General features: G+C 32.7%; 20 protein-coding genes and 1 pseudogene. 8 read left to right on the top strand and 13 right to left on the bottom strand.

Annotated features, from left to right (window positions below):
- Nucleotides 1–18 precede the first annotated feature (18 nt).
- Nucleotides 19–1,587: a DUF5123 domain-containing protein gene (locus tag AC6CH4_RS09390; protein WP_498102302.1), complete on the top strand. Its 1,569-nt coding sequence runs from the start codon at nt 19–21 to the stop codon at nt 1,585–1,587.
- 136 nt (nt 1,588–1,723) lie between these two features.
- On the opposite strand, the gene AC6CH4_RS09395 is transcribed toward AC6CH4_RS09390, so the two are convergent.
- The 5 genes from AC6CH4_RS09395 to AC6CH4_RS09415 all read right to left on the bottom strand — a co-directional run bounded on the left by AC6CH4_RS09395 (nt 1,724) and on the right by AC6CH4_RS09415 (nt 4,552).
- Nucleotides 1,724–2,296 carry a pentapeptide repeat-containing protein gene (locus tag AC6CH4_RS09395; protein ID WP_498102304.1) on the bottom strand — a complete coding sequence of 191 codons (573 nt, stop codon included), beginning with the start codon at nt 2,294–2,296 and terminating at the stop codon, nt 1,724–1,726.
- 38 nt (nt 2,297–2,334) lie between these two features.
- Nucleotides 2,335–2,535 carry a hypothetical protein gene (locus AC6CH4_RS09400; protein WP_498102306.1) on the bottom strand — a complete coding sequence of 67 codons (201 nt, stop codon included), beginning with the start codon at nt 2,533–2,535 and terminating at the stop codon, nt 2,335–2,337.
- Between the two features lie 70 nt (nt 2,536–2,605).
- A complete protein-coding gene (locus AC6CH4_RS09405; RefSeq protein ID WP_498102308.1) occupies nt 2,606–3,526 on the bottom strand; it encodes a helix-turn-helix domain-containing protein in 921 nt (306 codons plus the stop codon).
- Between the two features lie 9 nt (nt 3,527–3,535).
- Entirely contained in the window at nt 3,536–3,943 is a 408-nt protein-coding gene (locus tag AC6CH4_RS09410) for a hypothetical protein (protein ID WP_498102310.1), read from the bottom strand.
- Between the two features lie 45 nt (nt 3,944–3,988).
- Nucleotides 3,989–4,552 (bottom strand): DUF6642 family protein, encoded by a 564-nt coding sequence (locus AC6CH4_RS09415; protein ID WP_074659533.1) that lies wholly within the window; start codon nt 4,550–4,552, stop codon nt 3,989–3,991.
- Between the two features lie 297 nt (nt 4,553–4,849).
- On the opposite strand from AC6CH4_RS09415, the gene AC6CH4_RS09420 reads away from it, so the two are divergent.
- Together AC6CH4_RS09420 and AC6CH4_RS09425 are read left to right on the top strand one after the other, a co-directional pair.
- Nucleotides 4,850–6,109, top strand: a complete 1,260-nt coding sequence (locus tag AC6CH4_RS09420) for a putative DNA modification/repair radical SAM protein (protein WP_498102312.1) — start codon at nt 4,850–4,852, stop codon at nt 6,107–6,109.
- A 5-nt stretch (nt 6,110–6,114) separates the two neighbouring features.
- Entirely contained in the window at nt 6,115–6,888 is a 774-nt protein-coding gene (locus tag AC6CH4_RS09425; RefSeq protein WP_498102314.1) for a TIGR03915 family putative DNA repair protein, read from the top strand.
- Between the two features lie 51 nt (nt 6,889–6,939).
- On the opposite strand, the gene AC6CH4_RS09430 is transcribed toward AC6CH4_RS09425, so the two are convergent.
- The 5 genes from AC6CH4_RS09430 to AC6CH4_RS09450 form a co-directional block, all read right to left on the bottom strand.
- A complete protein-coding gene (locus AC6CH4_RS09430) occupies nt 6,940–7,407 on the bottom strand; it encodes a hypothetical protein (protein WP_498102316.1) in 468 nt (155 codons plus the stop codon).
- Between the two features lie 152 nt (nt 7,408–7,559).
- Nucleotides 7,560–8,324: a type I methionyl aminopeptidase gene (map, locus tag AC6CH4_RS09435; protein WP_498102318.1), complete on the bottom strand. Its 765-nt coding sequence runs from the start codon at nt 8,322–8,324 to the stop codon at nt 7,560–7,562.
- 16 nt (nt 8,325–8,340) lie between these two features.
- Nucleotides 8,341–8,703 carry a nuclear transport factor 2 family protein gene (locus AC6CH4_RS09440; protein WP_498102320.1) on the bottom strand — a complete coding sequence of 121 codons (363 nt, stop codon included), beginning with the start codon at nt 8,701–8,703 and terminating at the stop codon, nt 8,341–8,343.
- Nucleotides 8,704–8,816: 113 nt separating this feature from the next.
- The gene (locus AC6CH4_RS09445; protein ID WP_498102322.1) at nt 8,817–10,037 is read right to left on the bottom strand and encodes a DUF763 domain-containing protein; all 1,221 of its coding nucleotides are present in this window, start codon (nt 10,035–10,037) and stop codon (nt 8,817–8,819) included.
- 85 nt (nt 10,038–10,122) lie between these two features.
- Complete coding sequence (locus AC6CH4_RS09450; protein ID WP_192187260.1) at nt 10,123–10,380, bottom strand: hypothetical protein; 258 nt, start codon at nt 10,378–10,380, stop codon at nt 10,123–10,125.
- A 316-nt stretch (nt 10,381–10,696) separates the two neighbouring features.
- Between AC6CH4_RS09450 and AC6CH4_RS09455 the strand changes: the two genes are divergently transcribed.
- Genes AC6CH4_RS09455 through AC6CH4_RS09465 form a run of 3 tightly spaced genes read left to right on the top strand, consistent with a single transcriptional unit; the run spans nt 10,697 to nt 12,601 of the window.
- The gene (locus AC6CH4_RS09455; RefSeq protein WP_498102324.1) at nt 10,697–11,635 is read left to right on the top strand and encodes a ring-cleaving dioxygenase; all 939 of its coding nucleotides are present in this window, start codon (nt 10,697–10,699) and stop codon (nt 11,633–11,635) included.
- Between the two features lie 38 nt (nt 11,636–11,673).
- Entirely contained in the window at nt 11,674–11,964 is a 291-nt protein-coding gene (locus AC6CH4_RS09460) for a GNAT family N-acetyltransferase (protein WP_498102326.1), read from the top strand.
- A 16-nt stretch (nt 11,965–11,980) separates the two neighbouring features.
- The gene (locus tag AC6CH4_RS09465; RefSeq protein WP_498102328.1) at nt 11,981–12,601 is read left to right on the top strand and encodes an alpha/beta hydrolase; all 621 of its coding nucleotides are present in this window, start codon (nt 11,981–11,983) and stop codon (nt 12,599–12,601) included.
- A 123-nt stretch (nt 12,602–12,724) separates the two neighbouring features.
- Here AC6CH4_RS09465 and AC6CH4_RS09470 read toward each other — a convergent pair whose 3' ends face one another.
- The 3 genes from AC6CH4_RS09470 to AC6CH4_RS09480 form a co-directional block, all read right to left on the bottom strand.
- Nucleotides 12,725–12,979 (bottom strand): GIY-YIG nuclease family protein, encoded by a 255-nt coding sequence (locus tag AC6CH4_RS09470; protein WP_498102330.1) that lies wholly within the window; start codon nt 12,977–12,979, stop codon nt 12,725–12,727.
- A gap of 112 nt (nt 12,980–13,091) precedes the next feature.
- Nucleotides 13,092–13,346 (bottom strand): GIY-YIG nuclease family protein, encoded by a 255-nt coding sequence (locus tag AC6CH4_RS09475; protein ID WP_498102332.1) that lies wholly within the window; start codon nt 13,344–13,346, stop codon nt 13,092–13,094.
- A 110-nt stretch (nt 13,347–13,456) separates the two neighbouring features.
- On the bottom strand, nt 13,457–13,711 hold the full coding sequence (locus AC6CH4_RS09480; protein ID WP_498102334.1) for a GIY-YIG nuclease family protein: 255 nt from the start codon (nt 13,709–13,711) through the stop codon (nt 13,457–13,459).
- Between the two features lie 604 nt (nt 13,712–14,315).
- On the opposite strand from AC6CH4_RS09480, the pseudogene AC6CH4_RS09485 reads away from it, so the two are divergent.
- Nucleotides 14,316–14,423 (top strand): annotated as a pseudogene (locus AC6CH4_RS09485) (superinfection immunity protein); the annotation flags it as partial.
- A 15-nt stretch (nt 14,424–14,438) separates the two neighbouring features.
- The gene (locus AC6CH4_RS09490) at nt 14,439–14,774 is read left to right on the top strand and encodes a superinfection immunity protein (protein ID WP_498102336.1); all 336 of its coding nucleotides are present in this window, start codon (nt 14,439–14,441) and stop codon (nt 14,772–14,774) included.
- Nucleotides 14,775–15,787 lie beyond the last annotated feature (1,013 nt).

Consider the following 15,787-nt stretch of genomic DNA (forward strand, 5'->3'; position numbering starts at 1 on the left):
AATCAATTATAAGATATTATGATGAAAACAAAATATATAGTAAAAGGATTAATAGCCACATTATTAGTTGCGTTTGCAGTTTCAAGCTGCGAAAGTTATACTGAGGAGCTATTAGACGGTATAGGAAATACACGAGAATTTTCTCCGATTGAACTAACTGCAAAAGTGAGAAACCAAACTTTCGTTGAACTTAATTGGACTGTAAATTCTGCTACAGATCATTATACAGTTGAATTTAGTGCCGATGACCCCGATTTTAAAGTGATTTATAAAACGCTACAAGTTACAGGAAGTCAATTGCCTTTAACAGTACAACTTGAAGGGGAAACTACTTATTCAATAAGAGTAAAAGCAATCACAACCGGATTAGCAGATTCAAAATGGTCAGTAACAACTGCAACAACTTTATCTGAACAGCTTTTCTTACCTGTACAACCCGCAGATATTGAGGCAAAACAAGTTACTTTAAGATGGGTTCCTAATAGTACAGTTACTCAAATTTCGGTAATGCCGGGAAGTATTACACATACTATTACTCCAGCAGAAAAAGCAGCCGGTGTAGCTGTGGTGACAGGACTTACAGGAGAAACTGATTACACTGCTACCTTGTTAAATGGAACTAAGAAAAGAGGTGTAGTTACTTTTAAAACAGGAATTGATATTGGAACTGGTATTTTGGTTAAAAGCACGGATGACTTAATACAGAAAATTGCTGATGCAGCGTCTGGAGCTATATTAGTTTTGGAGCCTGGTGATTATACGGCTGCAAATCAAACCGGAGCGATTACCTTAAACAAATCAATAACATTAAGAGGGCTTCGCAGTTTTAACACACCAAAACTTCATTTAAACTTTGTATTAACTACTGGGGCAGCTAATGTTAGCTTGATAGATCTTGATTTAAAAGGAGATAAAGGAGCCGCTGGAGCTGCAGTTTCAGTTGTTAAATACAATGATAATAGTGTTACTTATGGTGCTCTTTTAATAAGTGGTTGTACTATACATGATTATGGTGTATCATTAATTAGTGCAAATTTAACTGCTGCAAAAATTACTTCCATAGTAGTAGATAATAGTATTGTTACCAATGTACTAACAACTGGTGGAGAATTTATAGACGTTAGAGGTTCTCATGTAGGACAACTCACTCTAAAAAATAGCACTTTTAACAATTGTGCAACAGCAAGATACTTCATTCGTATGGATGCTGGTCTTACAGGTTTAACAACCAATGTATTAATTGATTCTTGTACGATCAATAATCCAAATATGTTAAATACTGCTGCTAATGCAATTTTGTATACACGTTTTGTTACTAATGTAATTGCCGTTAAAAACACATTGTTTTCAAATACGCCTGCACCGTATACAAGAGAGACTGCGACTGCAAATCCAACGTTTACAAGTAATAATTATTTCAATTCGCCAAATTTAAATGCGAATCCTATTCCACTTGCGAATAATAGACCTGATACGGCCGGAACCACATTAAATCCTCAATTTGTTGATGCAGCAACAGGTAATTTTAAAATTCAAAATCAAACATTGATAGATAATAAAGTCGGAGATCCACGTTGGAGGCAATAAGAATTACATATTAAATTTTAACTAAGAAAGGGATGCAGTTTTGTATCCCTTTTTTGTTTTTGTAAATATCAAGGTAAAAATAAATCCGTTTAAATCTGTGTTTATCCGCGGTCCATCTAAACAGATTCAAAAAATATTATTCAATATCCAAATCAAATTTTTCCAACAATCCCGCCAATGCAGCATGTGAAACTTTTGTCCTTTTGATTTTGTTTTCAGAAGGATCAAATGCATAATTTCTCGAAGAACGAAAATCAGTTTTCTCCAGGATACATTCCACGAAAGTGGCGTTTGCCAAATCGCAATTTTTAAAAGTGGCGAAAGACAAATTAGTATTTGAGAAATCGACATCTTTTAGAGAACAATCTATGAAGTTGGTTTTCTTCAGTTTTTTATAAATGAAAGTAGAATAATCTAAAAGGCAATCCTGAAACTGCATGGAAAACAAAAAACTATTGCTGGAACTGAAGTCTAATCCCATTAATTTGCAGCCAATAAATTTGATGTTTTTAAGTCCGGTATTTTTAAGAATGGCCAATGAAAGATTACAGTTTTTAAAAGTGCAGTCTAAGAAATCAACAGAACTAAAATCACTTTTAGAAAAATTGCAATTGATGAATTCACAATTTACAAATTCGTTATCCGATAATTTTTGATCTGAATAATCAATAGTGTCAAAAGTTTTGTTTTGATGCAAGGTAGTTTCCATAATGATAAGCTGAGGTTGAGAGAAAAGGGCGTGTGATTTTATTCCAATTCGATACAATCAAAAATATCGTTTTGGAGAACTATTTCAGAAAGTTCGGTTTCACTATCGATTCGTAAAATGTTATCACAATCTTCAAGATCAAAATTCCATAAGGCATGAGGTAGTAATTCAGAAAGTAACGCAGTGGCGAATTCTAATTTTGATTTTGAATCGACATTTGTTTTAAAAACATAAATCATAATTTGTTTTTTTTCAATGTGCAAATTTCAATAAAAACAAAAGAATTAAATAGGATATCGTAATCAATAATTAGGACTTATCAATCATTTTTCGGTATTGAACCGGAGTTAAACCTTCATGTTTTTTAAAGAATCTACTAAAGTAAGAATGATCTTCATGACCCACTTGCATAGCAATTTCGCTTACTGATAACGTAGTTTGAAACAGTAAATATTTAGCTTCTAATAAAATGGTTTCTTCAATCCATTTGGTCGCTGATTTTCCTGTTGAAGATTTAACTGATTTGTTTAGGTGATTCGGTGTAACATTAAGCAACGAGGCATAAAATTTAACCTGATGCTGGGTTTTGATATTGGCATATATGAGTTCTTTAAATTTATTAGAAAGAACTGTTGCAGCTGAGCCAATTTTAAGAGTTTTTAGGGCATTTTTATTCATTTCGCAAAATAATGCCATCAAATAAGACTGTACAATATTTAAATTGGCTATTTCATTCTCGAGATATTCTGTTTGTAAACGATTTAATAGATTAAGAATAAAAACAGCATCCTTTTCTGGAATCGTAATTTTGGGAGTTCCGGATATTTTCAAGAAATCGAAGTCATTAAGCGTTTCACGACTGCCATATTTTCCAATTAAAATATCAGGATGAAACTGGCAAATAAAACCGCAGTGATTATTGTTAATGTGTTCTATTGAAAAAATCTGGCCCGCCGGAACGATAATAAATTCGTTTGGATAAGTTTGATATTCTTCATAACCAATTTTCATGATGTGTGTACCAGATGTAATAAAAAGCAGTGTAAAACAATTGTGCTTTGAAGGAGGAACCGTATAACGAAGTTGCATCATTTCTTCAACTTTCAGGCAAAAAAAATGATCTGAATTTGATTTAAAAAGCAAGTGCATAGGGTTTTCTTCGCCAAGAAACCGCTCCCGAAATCCTTTTGGTCCGTAAGTTTTTATTTTTTCATCTGTTTTTGCTTTCATGTTGCTTTTCTAATTGTCAGAATCAGATTCAAATTTGAAAAAATCAAATAATCCCAATAGGATCAGCCATATGGCAAACAGATAAGTCAGTCCTTTTTTATAATCAAATTTATTGTAGGTTTCAGGATTAATCCACGTGCTTTCTGGTTCTGAAAATTTATAATAAACAATGAAAAGACCCAAACCCAATGTGGTGAGCCCGGCAACATACTTGAGAAACATTTTGGGTTTCGATTTTGTGATTTCGCCAAAAAAAATAATCGACATTACGATTAAAAACACAAGTGAAAGTAAATCTGTACCGATAAAACTCTTGTATTCCGTGCATATTCTCCAAATATCTACAAGGCCAACTACAATTAAAAGAATTCTGGAAGTGACCCAAAATGGATAAGAGCGAGCGTAAAGTTGTTTCATTTAATTTAAGTTGTGGGTTGGTTAATTTAATTGGTTTATTTTTTATCAGTAATACAATCTAAAATCAAGCAATTGACAAAGTGCATAATGTTTTTGGTATAATTCTTCAACCACTTCCGTAAGATCATCATTGTCCTGATACAAACTAAAAAAAGCTTTATCGATAGTACTGCTGCTAGCTATTTTATTATAAGTCGATCCGTAACCTGAGATTGCCCTTGCGCCGGTTATGTCCAGAAAATATTGTGCTTCGTCTTCCTTGAGATCTAATATTTTTTTATTAGCAAAATGAATGATTTTGCCTTTCATTTTTCCCTCAAAAAGTTCAGCTATTTCTTCAAGACTATAGTAATAATCATGAAGGCAAATGTTGTTAGGTTCGCCGGGCATTACTAAATAGATGATTTCATAATCCTTAAAATTATGATCTTCATAAAGCAAAACATTTAAGCTTTCTTCTAAGCCTTCAATAGTATCACAGGTTTTATAAATACTCGCAATACCTTGATCAATGGCAATTTCTTCTAAGTTTTTAACCACTTGAGTCTCTAAATAAGTATCTACATCAGGAACGCCTTCCAGACAGAAAATAAATTTATCATGCTCCATAACAGTACACTTTCAGGTTTGGCGATTATTAGTGAAAAGACTCTCTTTGTTTTCGTTTTAACAAATGTATTTTTTTATGTCGAAAAACTGTTACACCTTGTCAATTTTAACGTGTTTTTACGATCCTGTTTGTATTTTGCATATTCACTGCAATCTGACAAAAATGAGAATAGAAGTTTAGGCAATGCTTTAAATAGATACAATTTAGAACAACAAATTCCAGCCCTTTTTTCCACCAAACAACTAATTTTGAAGTAATGAATTTTTATTTCCAAATTCAAATAAAAACAAATCAAAATGGTGAACGAGAGAGTGATGGAGAAGCTGGGCATACTAGCCGATGCGGCAAAATACGATGTTTCGTGTTCGTCCGCATTAAGTAAAAGGGAGAATAAAAACAAAGGATTAGGCAATGCCAAAGGTTATGGTATTTGTCATGCTTTTACCGAAGACGGACGCTGTGTATCGTTATTGAAAATCCTGCTTACCAACCATTGTATTTTTGATTGTGCCTATTGTGTCAGCCGAAAAAGTAATGATGTGAAACGTGCCGCTTTTACGGTGCAGGAAGTAGTAGATCTAACTATAGGTTTTTACCGAAGAAATTATATTGAAGGATTGTTTTTGAGTTCGGGTATTTTTGATAATGCCGATTATACCATGGAACGTTTGGTGAGAATCGCCAGGAAATTACGATTGGAGCATAATTTTAATGGCTACATTCATCTGAAAGCGATTCCGGGAGCCAGCGATGAATTGCTGAAAGAAGCCGGAATATATGCAGATCGCTTAAGTGTAAATGTCGAAATGCCAACAGAGCAAAGTCTGAAATTACTGGCACCCGATAAAAATCACCGTGATGTGATTAAGCCGATGGTATATCTTAAAAATGAAATTGTCGGTTATAAAGAAGAAAAAAAACTGAATTATAAAGCACCACTTTTTGCTCCGGCTGGACAAAGCACACAAATGGTTATTGGGGCAACAAAAGAAAGTGATCTTGAGATTTTGGGCATGGCCGATTATTTTTATCAACAAATGAATATGAAACGCGTCTATTATTCGGGTTATGTGCCCATCAGTCATGATAATCGGCTTCCTGCTATTGGCACGCCGGTTCCTATAATTCGCGAAAACCGGTTGTATCAGGCCGATTGGCTCATTCGCTATTACGGATTTAATGTCAATGAAATAGTAGGTTTTAACCAACCCAACCTCGATCTTGACATTGACCCTAAATTGGGATGGGCTTTACGTAACCTCAACCAATTTCCCGTTGACATCAATATTGCCGATTTGGAATTGATAAAGCGTATCCCCGGAATTGGATATTTAAGTGCAAAAAAAATTGTGGCGGCCAGACAATTTAAAAAACTTTTTCCGGAAGATTTGAGAAAGCTGGGAATTGCCTATTCTCGGGCCAAATATTTTCTGGCTTTCGCTACGCCGTTTCAATTGCAGAAGGATTTAACTTCCATTCAAATCAAGGATCAGATTTTAAATCTCCAAAAGAGTAAGTACAAAAATGATTTCTCTAATCAGCTTGCTTTATTTTAATCGAAATGACACAAGTAATTTATGATGGAACTTTTGAAGGCTGGCTGACGGCTGTATTTGAGATTTATGAATTTAAATTTCAGGATATTGTTTTTGCCAAAAATGAAGCTTCTGCATCTTTACTTTTTGCAGAAAACCATTTTGTAGTAACAGATGTATCAAAGGCAAATCGGGTTTTGAAAGGTTTAAAGCAACGTCTTTCATCAGAAGGATTTGAAGGGATTTATAAAGCATTTTTATCGGATGTCAATCAGATTGAAGAGATTATGTTTCGGTTTACTCAATATGTATTCTCCAGTTTTGTAAATGTCGAAGAAGATTTTGGAAACAGTGATGTTTGGGAACTGAGAAAAGCAACCCGATTGACCAGAAAAGAAGCGCACCGCATGGAAGCCTTTGTGCGTTTTAAACTCACCAAAGACCAATTGTATTATGCTATTATTGAGCCTGATTGTGATGTTTTGCCTTTGATAGAAAGTCATTTTAAAAAACGATATGCAGATCAGCGATGGTTAATTTATGACCTAAAACGGAAGTATGGAATTTATTATAACCTTGAAAATGTTTCTACAATAGAACTGCAGTTTAATTCTAAGTCAAATTCAGCTAATCATTTAACTGAAATATGTGATGAGAATGAAGAATTTTTTCAGAATTTGTGGAGATGTTATTTTAGCAGTGTAAATATTGAATCCAGAAAAAACATGAAACTTCATATTCAGCATATGCCAAAAAGATACTGGAAACATATGATAGAAAAGATTCCAGATATTAAATAAATAAATAAATAAAAAGACAATAAAAAAGAGGCCTTTTAAAGCCTCTTAATTTTAATGTTTTCCGTTTCCTTTGCCATTTCCATTTCCATGACCATGGTTTCCATTGTCTTTTCCTTCTTTATTATTTCCCTTCCCCGGTTTTTGTCCAATTGTTTTTTGAGGTTTTCCTTTATAACCTTTTCCGTATTTTACTTTATGCGTTTTAAAATTGTCATAAGGAGCGTTTCCTCTGTAATCTGTTAACACTACTTTATATTCATTGTAAAGATCATAATTTCTATAAACAGATGGCAATGTTCTGGCTCTTAACCATTTTCCGTTACTGATATAAATATAATTTGATGTGCTTACATCATAATAAGTTTCCAGATCTGGTAAATAATAATAACGTACATCATTATATCCAACCGGCCCCCACGCTGGAGGTGTTCCAATGTTAACATTAACATTCACCTGAGCGTTTGAAAAATTAATTGCCAAAAGCGACAATCCTATAAATAAATATTTTAATGATTTCATGATTTCAATTTTTTAAATTATTATTAATAAAGAGAGTTAAACAAAAAGCATACCTAAAAGCATAATTATTATTTTTACATCTCTAAGGTGTTGATTATTAATTTGATATGATTGTGGTTTTTGAATAAATTTATGTTGAACATCTGGCTTTCTTAATTCCAGATTCCATTCATTTCGGTCAGAACGATTGGTTTGCCCTCAGTAACCACAATTGTATGTTCGTGTTGTGCCATAAAACCACCTTTGTTACCAACCATTGTCCAGCCGTCATTAAGTTCTACTGCCTGAGATGAAGCTGTTGAGATGAATGTTTCAATAGCTACAACTGAGTTCTTCTTAAAACGTCTTTGGTCAAAACGATTTTTATAATTTAGTAATTCATCTGGCTGTTCATGCAGACTTCTGCCAATACCATGGCCACCTAAATTTTTTATTACTTTGTAACCTCTTTTTTTTGCTTCTGTTTCTATAAGATATCCTATCTCAGAAATTTTTACCCCGCCTTTTATATTGTTTATCGCTTGTCTTAAAATATCTTTTGAAGCATCGACCAGTTTTTGATGTCCGTTTTTATCTTCTCCAATAACAAATGAACCTCCGTTGTCTGACCAAAAGCCATCTAATTCTGCAGAAACATCAATATTAATTAAATCGCCTTCCTTAAGTATTCTCTTATCTGATGGAATACCATGGCAGAATTCATTATTTACGCTGATGCAAGTCCATCCTGGAAAACCATAAGTTAAATAGGGGGCTGATTTTGCACCTAAATCATTAAGGATTTTTCCTCCATATTCGTCCAGCTCCTTTGTTGTCATTCCAGGTTTGGTAAAATTTCTCATTTCTTTTAAGGCATAAGCAACTGCTTCGCTGGCTTTTTTCATTCCGATTAATTCTGACTCTTGTTTTATTGACATGTTTTTATTTTTCTAATTAATTATTTTCAACCAGTTCGATGTCCATTGTTTTTATTAATCCATATTCAAATGTGTAGATATGTTTTACAAATCCGTCAAACATTAAATTGCCTTGTAAATCTTTTACATTTTGATGGACTTTAACTTCTAAACTTCCATTTTCTCTTTCATTAAAGCCCACAGGTTCTACTTTCGGATTTATTTCTGTCCATTGTCTGGTCCAATAATGTTTTATTTCATCATGTCCGGAAATGTAACCACCTTCCCAGGCTTTTGACCATTGCACATCTGATTGCATTGTTGATAGTGCATCATCGATATTTCTTTCGTTGAAAGCGTTATAAGCTTTTTTAATGATGTTTTCGAACTGATTTGCCATGTTTGAATTTTGTTATTGCTAATATAAAGCTAATTTATTTACGAGAATGAATTGTTAATTGTTCGGTAATTACTGAATATCTCTATGAAAATAACTCTGGCTACGAAATGAACTTAAAATAATTCCAATTGATTATTTGGATTTGCTGGTTTGTTTTTAGGAGGTTTAGCATCTCCAAAAATAGTTCGTCCGCCATATTTGTGTGATTCATCTCTTTCTCTTTGAATCAAGGCGTCAAAGTTAGCATTAGGAGTAAAGCTTTCTTCTGCTTTTCTGGAGATTTCAGATAATTTCCGAATAGCTTCTATCTTATCGTTATTGCCAATTTTAGCTCTATTAATAGCTCTCTGCAAGGTATCAATGGTTTCGTCATAGATTTTGACAGGAACAGGAAATGGATGCCCGTCTTTTCCGCCATGAGCAAAAGAAAAGCGTGCAGGATCTTCAAATCGGGTGGGAGTACCGTAAATTATTTCGCTAACCAATGCTAATGATTGTAAAGCTCTTGGTCCCATTCCTTTTAAAAGCAAAAGTTCTTCAAAATCTTCCGGCTTATTTTCATGGGTTGTCCATAGCATTGCGCCGAGTCTTTTCATATTCACATCTTCCATTCTGACATCATGATGCGCTGGCATAGAAAGATACTGCATTTCCTTCATGATTTTTGTTGGAGATTCTTTCGATAATTCTAAAATACCTTCTCTTGATTTTGTGGCCGCTTCAGCAGTGAGATTTAAAATACTTCCCTGATTTTCGCCATAAATAAAAGTATGCGGTTCATTTATAAAAGACTTTAAATCTTGCGAATGCCAATGGTATCTTCTTGCCGTTTTAGAGTTGGGATTCATTCCTTGTTGAATAACGGCCCATTGCCCTTTATTATCAACAATAAAATTATGTTGGTATAATTGAAATCCGTCCTGAATAGCTGTATTGTCAACTTTGGCAGTAAGTCTGCTGCAATTTGCCAGATTATTTCCGTCAAGACCTGTTTTTTCGCCCACAAATAAAAGTTCCTGTGGTGTTGTCATGGAATGTTTTCCTTTGCCTCCGCAGATGTATATTCCGAGTTCTTTTGAATGAGGATTAACGGACTTCTTTAAAGCGCCAAGTACGGAAGTCGTAATTCCCGAAGAATGCCAGTCCATTCCCATAACAGCGCCAAAACTTTGAAACCAAAAAGGATTGCTCAGTTTGCTTATCAATTCTGAAGTAGAAAATTCCATAGCAATCGTTTCTACAATTGCAAAACCAAGTTTAGACATTCGTTCAGCAAGCCACAATGGAACATGTCCATAATGTAATGGAAGATCTGCTGTACCGGAACGCTTCATTTAGTGGAATTTGTATTTATACAAAATTAAGTAAAATACTTTTAGATGCCGGTAAGATTGAAAAGTTGTTCCAGATTATAACAGTTTATTGCTCCTGTTCTAAATTGTCAACAGCTGAAATTTGATCCAAGATATTAGTTTGATTAGGCGAAATGTAATTTTTCACTTCGCTTGGAGTTTCTTTCTTAAAAAGAATATCTAATGCATTGTATAGTTTTAATAAAACATCTCTGTCTTCTTTTTCAATCTCCAAGGCGGTATTAAAATTAAAGACATAATTATTCGAATTGCGTACTTCTACTTTTATCGTTTTTGATGTGATTTTAAATTTGACTATATCCATGTTGTTTGCACATTAATTAGTTTACAAAAATGGCACTTTAACGCCAATTAGCATTGCTATTTTTTATGTTTTTTTAATGTGTAGAGAAAATTAATTAATAAGCATCTGCAACAGTCTTCTTTTTATGCTTAATGTGGCAGACTCTACTTGTGATATAAAAACGATTCTATTAGATGAAGAACAATTTAGATCTGAAATTAAAGTCTGTATTGTATTCGTTTTGAGTTTTATTTCTTAATCTAGGTTAATCGATAAATAACGATAGCAGAAGTAAATTTGTAAAAGAAAATCACAATAACTTAAAACATAAAATACCATGGAAAATAAAATCTTAGGCTTACACCATATTACTGCAATTGCAGGTGACGCTAAACGTAATTTCAATTTTTACTCAAAAATATTAGGATTAAGATTCATTAAAAAAACAGTGAATTTTGACGACCCTGGAACGTATCATTTTTACTTTGGAGACGAAACAGGAAGCGCAGGAACTATCTTAACCTTTTTTCCTTGGGGAGAAGGAATTCAGCAAGGAAGAAAAGGATCTGGGATGGCTACCGAAATTGGATATTCTGTTCCGAAAGGAAGTCTTGATTTCTGGCAGAAACGTTTTGAACAATATAATATAATCTACAATAAACCTGCTGAAAAATTCGGAGAAAAATACCTTACTTTCCTTGATCCGGACGGTTTGAAATTAGAATTAATCGAATCTAAAACAGGAGACAACAGAAAAGGCTGGGAAACCGATGAAGTAAAAGCTGATGTGGCAACAAAAGGCTTTCATAATATTACTTTGACTTTAAACGATATAAAACCAACTGCTGCAATCTTAACAGAAATATTTGGTTACAAATTGATTGATCAGGATGTAAACCGTTACCGTTATGCAACTGATGCAGTAGAAAATGCCGCAATTGTTGACTTAGTAGAACTGGCAGATGAAAAACGCGGTCATGTTGCTAATGGATCTGTTCACCATGTTGCTTTCCGTGTCCAGAATGATGAAATTTTAATGCACTTTCGTGAAAAAATAGAAGCTTACGGATTGTCAATTACACCACAAATAGACAGACAATATTTTCATTCGCTATACTTTAGGGAACCAGGTGGCGTTTTGTTTGAAATTGCAACCGATAACCCTGGATTTACAATTGATGAAAGCTTAGAAGAATTAGGTCAAAACTTAAAACTTCCTGCACAGTACGAATCTCAAAGATCAAGTATTGAAAATCATTTAGTTAAAATTAATTAATTTAAAATTTAGTAAATTAGATTCTTAAGTAAAAAGATATGGAAACAATAAAACTGGAATTAGACGAGAAAAAACACGGAGCTTTTAATCTTTATGTTGATGATAAAAAGCTGGGTGAAATGACGGTAAGTATTAAACCTGATTTACTGACTGTCTACCACACAGGTGTTGAACCTGAAGGAGAGGGAAAAGGATATGCTAAAAAACTTTTAGAAGAAATGACATCTTATGTACGTGCTAATAATTTGATGGTTTTGCCACTTTGTCCTTATGTACATGCACAATTCAAAAAACATCCGGATGAGTATCAGGATATCTGGAAAAAATAATTTTAAACATACTATTATGAATGTAGAAACTACAACAGACGGTGTGCCATTAAATGATGCTAAAAAGGCTTTGATCATGATTCACGGACGTGGTGCAGGCGCTCATGATATTCTTTCGATTTCAAAACATCTGAATGTCGATGATTTTGCATTGGTTGCCCCTCAGGCAGAAAACAGAACCTGGTATCCTTATTCTTTTTTAGTGCCTATTAATGAAAATGAGCCTTCATTTTCAAAATCATTAGAGGCTATTCATCAAGTTGTTATTGCAATTCAGCAAAACGGAATTGAAAAAGAGAATATCTATTTTCTTGGATTTTCTCAGGGTGCTTGTCTGGCCTTAGAATTTACAGCCAGAAATGCAGCTAAATATGGAGGTATAGTTGCTTTTACCGGTGGGCTTATTGGTGATAAAGTTTATGAAGATCATTACTCAGGAAACTTCGACAGTACACCAATTTTTATCGGCACAAGCGATCCCGATTTTCATGTTCCTGTTGAAAGAGTAAATGAAACAGAAGCTCTTCTTAAAAAGATGGGAGCAGCTGTTACTAAAAAAATCTATGAAAACATGGGACATACCATAAGTCAGGACGAGATAGATTTGGTTAACGAACTTATTTTTATGAAGGAGTAAGGTTTTAAGTTCTAATGAATTTAAATAAAAAACCCTTAAACATCAAATGTTTAAGGGTTTTTATTTTGTAGCGAGGACGGGAGTTGAACCCGTGTCCGCCGTGGCGGATATAAATCCTGCATGCTATAAATTATGAATAATATTTTGAATAAATTCTCTTCCAATTCCGGTTTTAAAAAATTTCTCTCTTTTCATTGCTATAGATTTGGAATTGAAAAATTCAACATGAATTACAGTCCAAGGTCTAAATTTTAAAGTAAATCCTTTTGTTCCAAGATAATTATGAGACTTAAATCTTTCGATTAAATTAGAAGTAAAACCAGTATAGTTTTTATTAAATCTTTCAGAATAAAGAATATAGACAACAAATTCTTCCATTAGCGTATGTTATAAATGAAAAAAACACCAACTTTTCAGTGGTGTTTTTTTATTTTGTAGCGAGGACGGGAGTTGAACCCGTGTCCGCCGTGGCGGATATAAATCCTGCATGCTATAAATTATGAATAATATTTTGAATAAATTCTCTTCCAATTCCGGTTTTAAAAAATTTCTCTCTTTTCATTGCTTCAGATTTGGAATTGAAAAATTCAACATGAATTACAGTCCAGGGTCTAAATTTTAAAGTAAATCCTTTTGTACCAAGATAATTATGAGACTTAAATCTTTCGATTAAATTAGAAGTAAAACCAGTATAGTTTTTATTAAATCTTTCAGAATAAAGAATATAGACAACAAATTCTTCCATTTAGATACTTTTAAAACAAAAAAACACCAACTTTTCAGTGGTGTTTTTTATTTTGTAGCGAGGACGGAAGTTGAACCCGTGTCCGCCGTGGCGGATATAAATCCTGCATGCTATAAATTATGAATAATATTTTGAATAAATTCTCTTCCAATTCCGGTTTTAAAAAATTTCTCTCTTTTCATTGCTTCAGATTTGGAATTGAAAAATTCAACATGAATTACAGTCCAGAGTCTAAATTTTAAAGTAAATCCTTTTGTTCCAAGATAATTATGAGACTTAAATCTTTCGATTAAATTAGAAGTAAAACCAGTATAATTTTTATTAAATCTTTCAGAATAAAGAATATAGACAACAAATTCTTCCATATGCACCTTTCATAAACAAAAAAAAAACACCAACTTTTCAGTGGTGTTTTTTATTTTGTAGCCCTAACGGGACAATTCTCGAACCTTTTTATAGATGATTTGAAAAAAATAAATATTATTCAATGGTAATTGTGCAAAATTCTAATATAGATTTATAAGGTTTTGTAAATATATCTTGTAGTTGCCTTTTATGTTTGATTTAGTATAATTTATATTGTAATTAGCTTTCTTTTGCAGAGAGCACGATTGTAAAATGGATAAATAACAATGACTATTCTTTAGCAAAAAAATAGTGTTTAGTAGTCATCGAAAAAGAGTTAGAGATGGAAGAAAATTTTTCTTTGAAGCTACTTAAATAGTCTTATGGTATTGTTTTAATGTCTTACTTTATGCTTTAAAACTAAATCACTTTGTGATATTTGCCAAATACTTGTAGGATAGTAGTAATTTGAATTTTGGTAAAAGCGCCTACGTGTGAAACGTTAGGCGTTTTTTTATGTCCAATTCCTAAGTAATAAAAAGTATTAAATAGCTTAAAAATAGAACTAATGGGTATTTATAATGCTAGCGTTAATTGTATTGCTCTACGTGAAAGCATAAAAACTCTAGTGCAATTTTAGTACTTATTATTTTATTGGGCTGGACTGTTTTAGGTTGGATTGCTGCTCTTATTTGGGCATTAACAGATGACGGAACCGCGAAAAATAATTAATTTAATTAAAAAAAAATGGAAAGACTTGGTTTAGGTGCAATGGCAATTACAATCGTAGGTGTTGGATTATACTTGCTACCATCATTTTTGGCCAGAAAGCATAAAGACTTTTTGGCAATATTTATTTTGAATCTTTTATTAGGGTGGACATTTTTAGGCTGGGTAGTAGGTTTAATTTGGGCCGTGAAGAATGATGGTAAAAGCCATGCGGATGAACATAAAATTGCAATGTCCGAAGAAAAAAAAGCGTATTACAAAACTGAAATTCAAACTATAGAAAAGCTTTATAATGAAGGTATTATAAATATTGATGAAGTTTCTGAAATTAGAAAAAGAATGATAAATAATTAGGAATAAAAAAAATGAAGAAAATTTTGTTATTAATTATAGGAACTATTATTATTGCTTGTTCTAATGATGATAGTTATGATTGTGGAGCTTGAAGATACTAAATACACGAAAGAACATAATCGATTAACAGAAATAGCAAAAAAAACAAATAATCCTATTGATTGGCAGAATGTAGATGATCATTTTAATACGAAAGGTACAGAAATTGTTAGAAACTGTATGAATAATAAGTAGCTCCTTGCAAAGCAAACCTTAATATGAGTCAAAAAAAGCCTGATTCTCTCTGGGATTTCTTGTCAAGATCATAAGTACTTAAAAATTTAAATTAAACAAATGAAGGAAATTTTATTAGGATAAATGCTTGTTATTTGTATGTTTCTTGTGCGCCGAAAATAACTTGGGTATCATTAAAATCAAGAGAAATTACTAACGTAGAATTAAACAAGAGTTTAAATAATGATATTGGAGATGTTTTAATTCAAAAAGGAAGAAAGGGATGCTGTTGAAATCATTGAATGTCCTGTAGGTGTAACTTTTTAATTATCCCTATAAATCTGGCGATATTTTACCTCTCTCGTGAATGCATCAATTCTGGGATTTATATTCAAATAAGAAGAAGGATCAAGAAAGTGGCACAATACATTTTGCATTTGGAATTGCAGTACATAGAAAAGACAAATCAATTGTCATGAAAGACAAAAAAGAGTTATCTATAAAACCTTCAGTATTATCGTAAAGACTGCAATGAATGTGGTAAACAGGAATTTATTTTTAAGGGAAAAGTAGATAATAATTTAAAATTTATCTATCGTGAATTCATAAGCGATTTAGCAAGATCAGCATTTACTCAAGAGCTTCAATATGACTTAAATGATGGTGATATAATTGATTTCAAAGGATTGAGATTAGAGATTATAAAAGCAACAAACACAAATGTAAATTATAAGGTTTTAAGCAATTTTCAGGATAAAGATAAGGGATCCATTATTAATTCAAGCAAAAAGCCCCGATAG

Source organism: Flavobacterium sp. GQ95 (assembly GCF_059758655.1).

Bases quoted from the DNA above. Each gene is read 5' to 3' on its own strand.
- AC6CH4_RS09390 (WP_498102302.1), top strand. From the start codon at position 19: ATGATGAAAACAAAATATATAGTAAAAGGATTAATAGCCACATTATTA.
- AC6CH4_RS09395 (WP_498102304.1), bottom strand. From the start codon at position 2,296: ATGGAAACTACCTTGCATCAAAACAAAACTTTTGACACTATTGATTAT.
- AC6CH4_RS09400 (WP_498102306.1), bottom strand. From the start codon at position 2,535: ATGATTTATGTTTTTAAAACAAATGTCGATTCAAAATCAAAATTAGAA.
- AC6CH4_RS09405 (WP_498102308.1), bottom strand. From the start codon at position 3,526: ATGAAAGCAAAAACAGATGAAAAAATAAAAACTTACGGACCAAAAGGA.
- AC6CH4_RS09410 (WP_498102310.1), bottom strand. From the start codon at position 3,943: ATGAAACAACTTTACGCTCGCTCTTATCCATTTTGGGTCACTTCCAGA.
- AC6CH4_RS09415 (WP_074659533.1), bottom strand. From the start codon at position 4,552: ATGGAGCATGATAAATTTATTTTCTGTCTGGAAGGCGTTCCTGATGTA.
- AC6CH4_RS09420 (WP_498102312.1), top strand. From the start codon at position 4,850: ATGGTGAACGAGAGAGTGATGGAGAAGCTGGGCATACTAGCCGATGCG.
- AC6CH4_RS09425 (WP_498102314.1), top strand. From the start codon at position 6,115: ATGACACAAGTAATTTATGATGGAACTTTTGAAGGCTGGCTGACGGCT.
- AC6CH4_RS09430 (WP_498102316.1), bottom strand. From the start codon at position 7,407: ATGAAATCATTAAAATATTTATTTATAGGATTGTCGCTTTTGGCAATT.
- map (WP_498102318.1), bottom strand. From the start codon at position 8,324: ATGTCAATAAAACAAGAGTCAGAATTAATCGGAATGAAAAAAGCCAGC.
- AC6CH4_RS09440 (WP_498102320.1), bottom strand. From the start codon at position 8,703: ATGGCAAATCAGTTCGAAAACATCATTAAAAAAGCTTATAACGCTTTC.
- AC6CH4_RS09445 (WP_498102322.1), bottom strand. From the start codon at position 10,037: ATGAAGCGTTCCGGTACAGCAGATCTTCCATTACATTATGGACATGTT.
- AC6CH4_RS09450 (WP_192187260.1), bottom strand. From the start codon at position 10,380: ATGGATATAGTCAAATTTAAAATCACATCAAAAACGATAAAAGTAGAA.
- AC6CH4_RS09455 (WP_498102324.1), top strand. From the start codon at position 10,697: ATGGAAAATAAAATCTTAGGCTTACACCATATTACTGCAATTGCAGGT.
- AC6CH4_RS09460 (WP_498102326.1), top strand. From the start codon at position 11,674: ATGGAAACAATAAAACTGGAATTAGACGAGAAAAAACACGGAGCTTTT.
- AC6CH4_RS09465 (WP_498102328.1), top strand. From the start codon at position 11,981: ATGAATGTAGAAACTACAACAGACGGTGTGCCATTAAATGATGCTAAA.
- AC6CH4_RS09470 (WP_498102330.1), bottom strand. From the start codon at position 12,979: ATGGAAGAATTTGTTGTCTATATTCTTTATTCTGAAAGATTTAATAAA.
- AC6CH4_RS09475 (WP_498102332.1), bottom strand. From the start codon at position 13,346: ATGGAAGAATTTGTTGTCTATATTCTTTATTCTGAAAGATTTAATAAA.
- AC6CH4_RS09480 (WP_498102334.1), bottom strand. From the start codon at position 13,711: ATGGAAGAATTTGTTGTCTATATTCTTTATTCTGAAAGATTTAATAAA.
- AC6CH4_RS09490 (WP_498102336.1), top strand. From the start codon at position 14,439: ATGGAAAGACTTGGTTTAGGTGCAATGGCAATTACAATCGTAGGTGTT.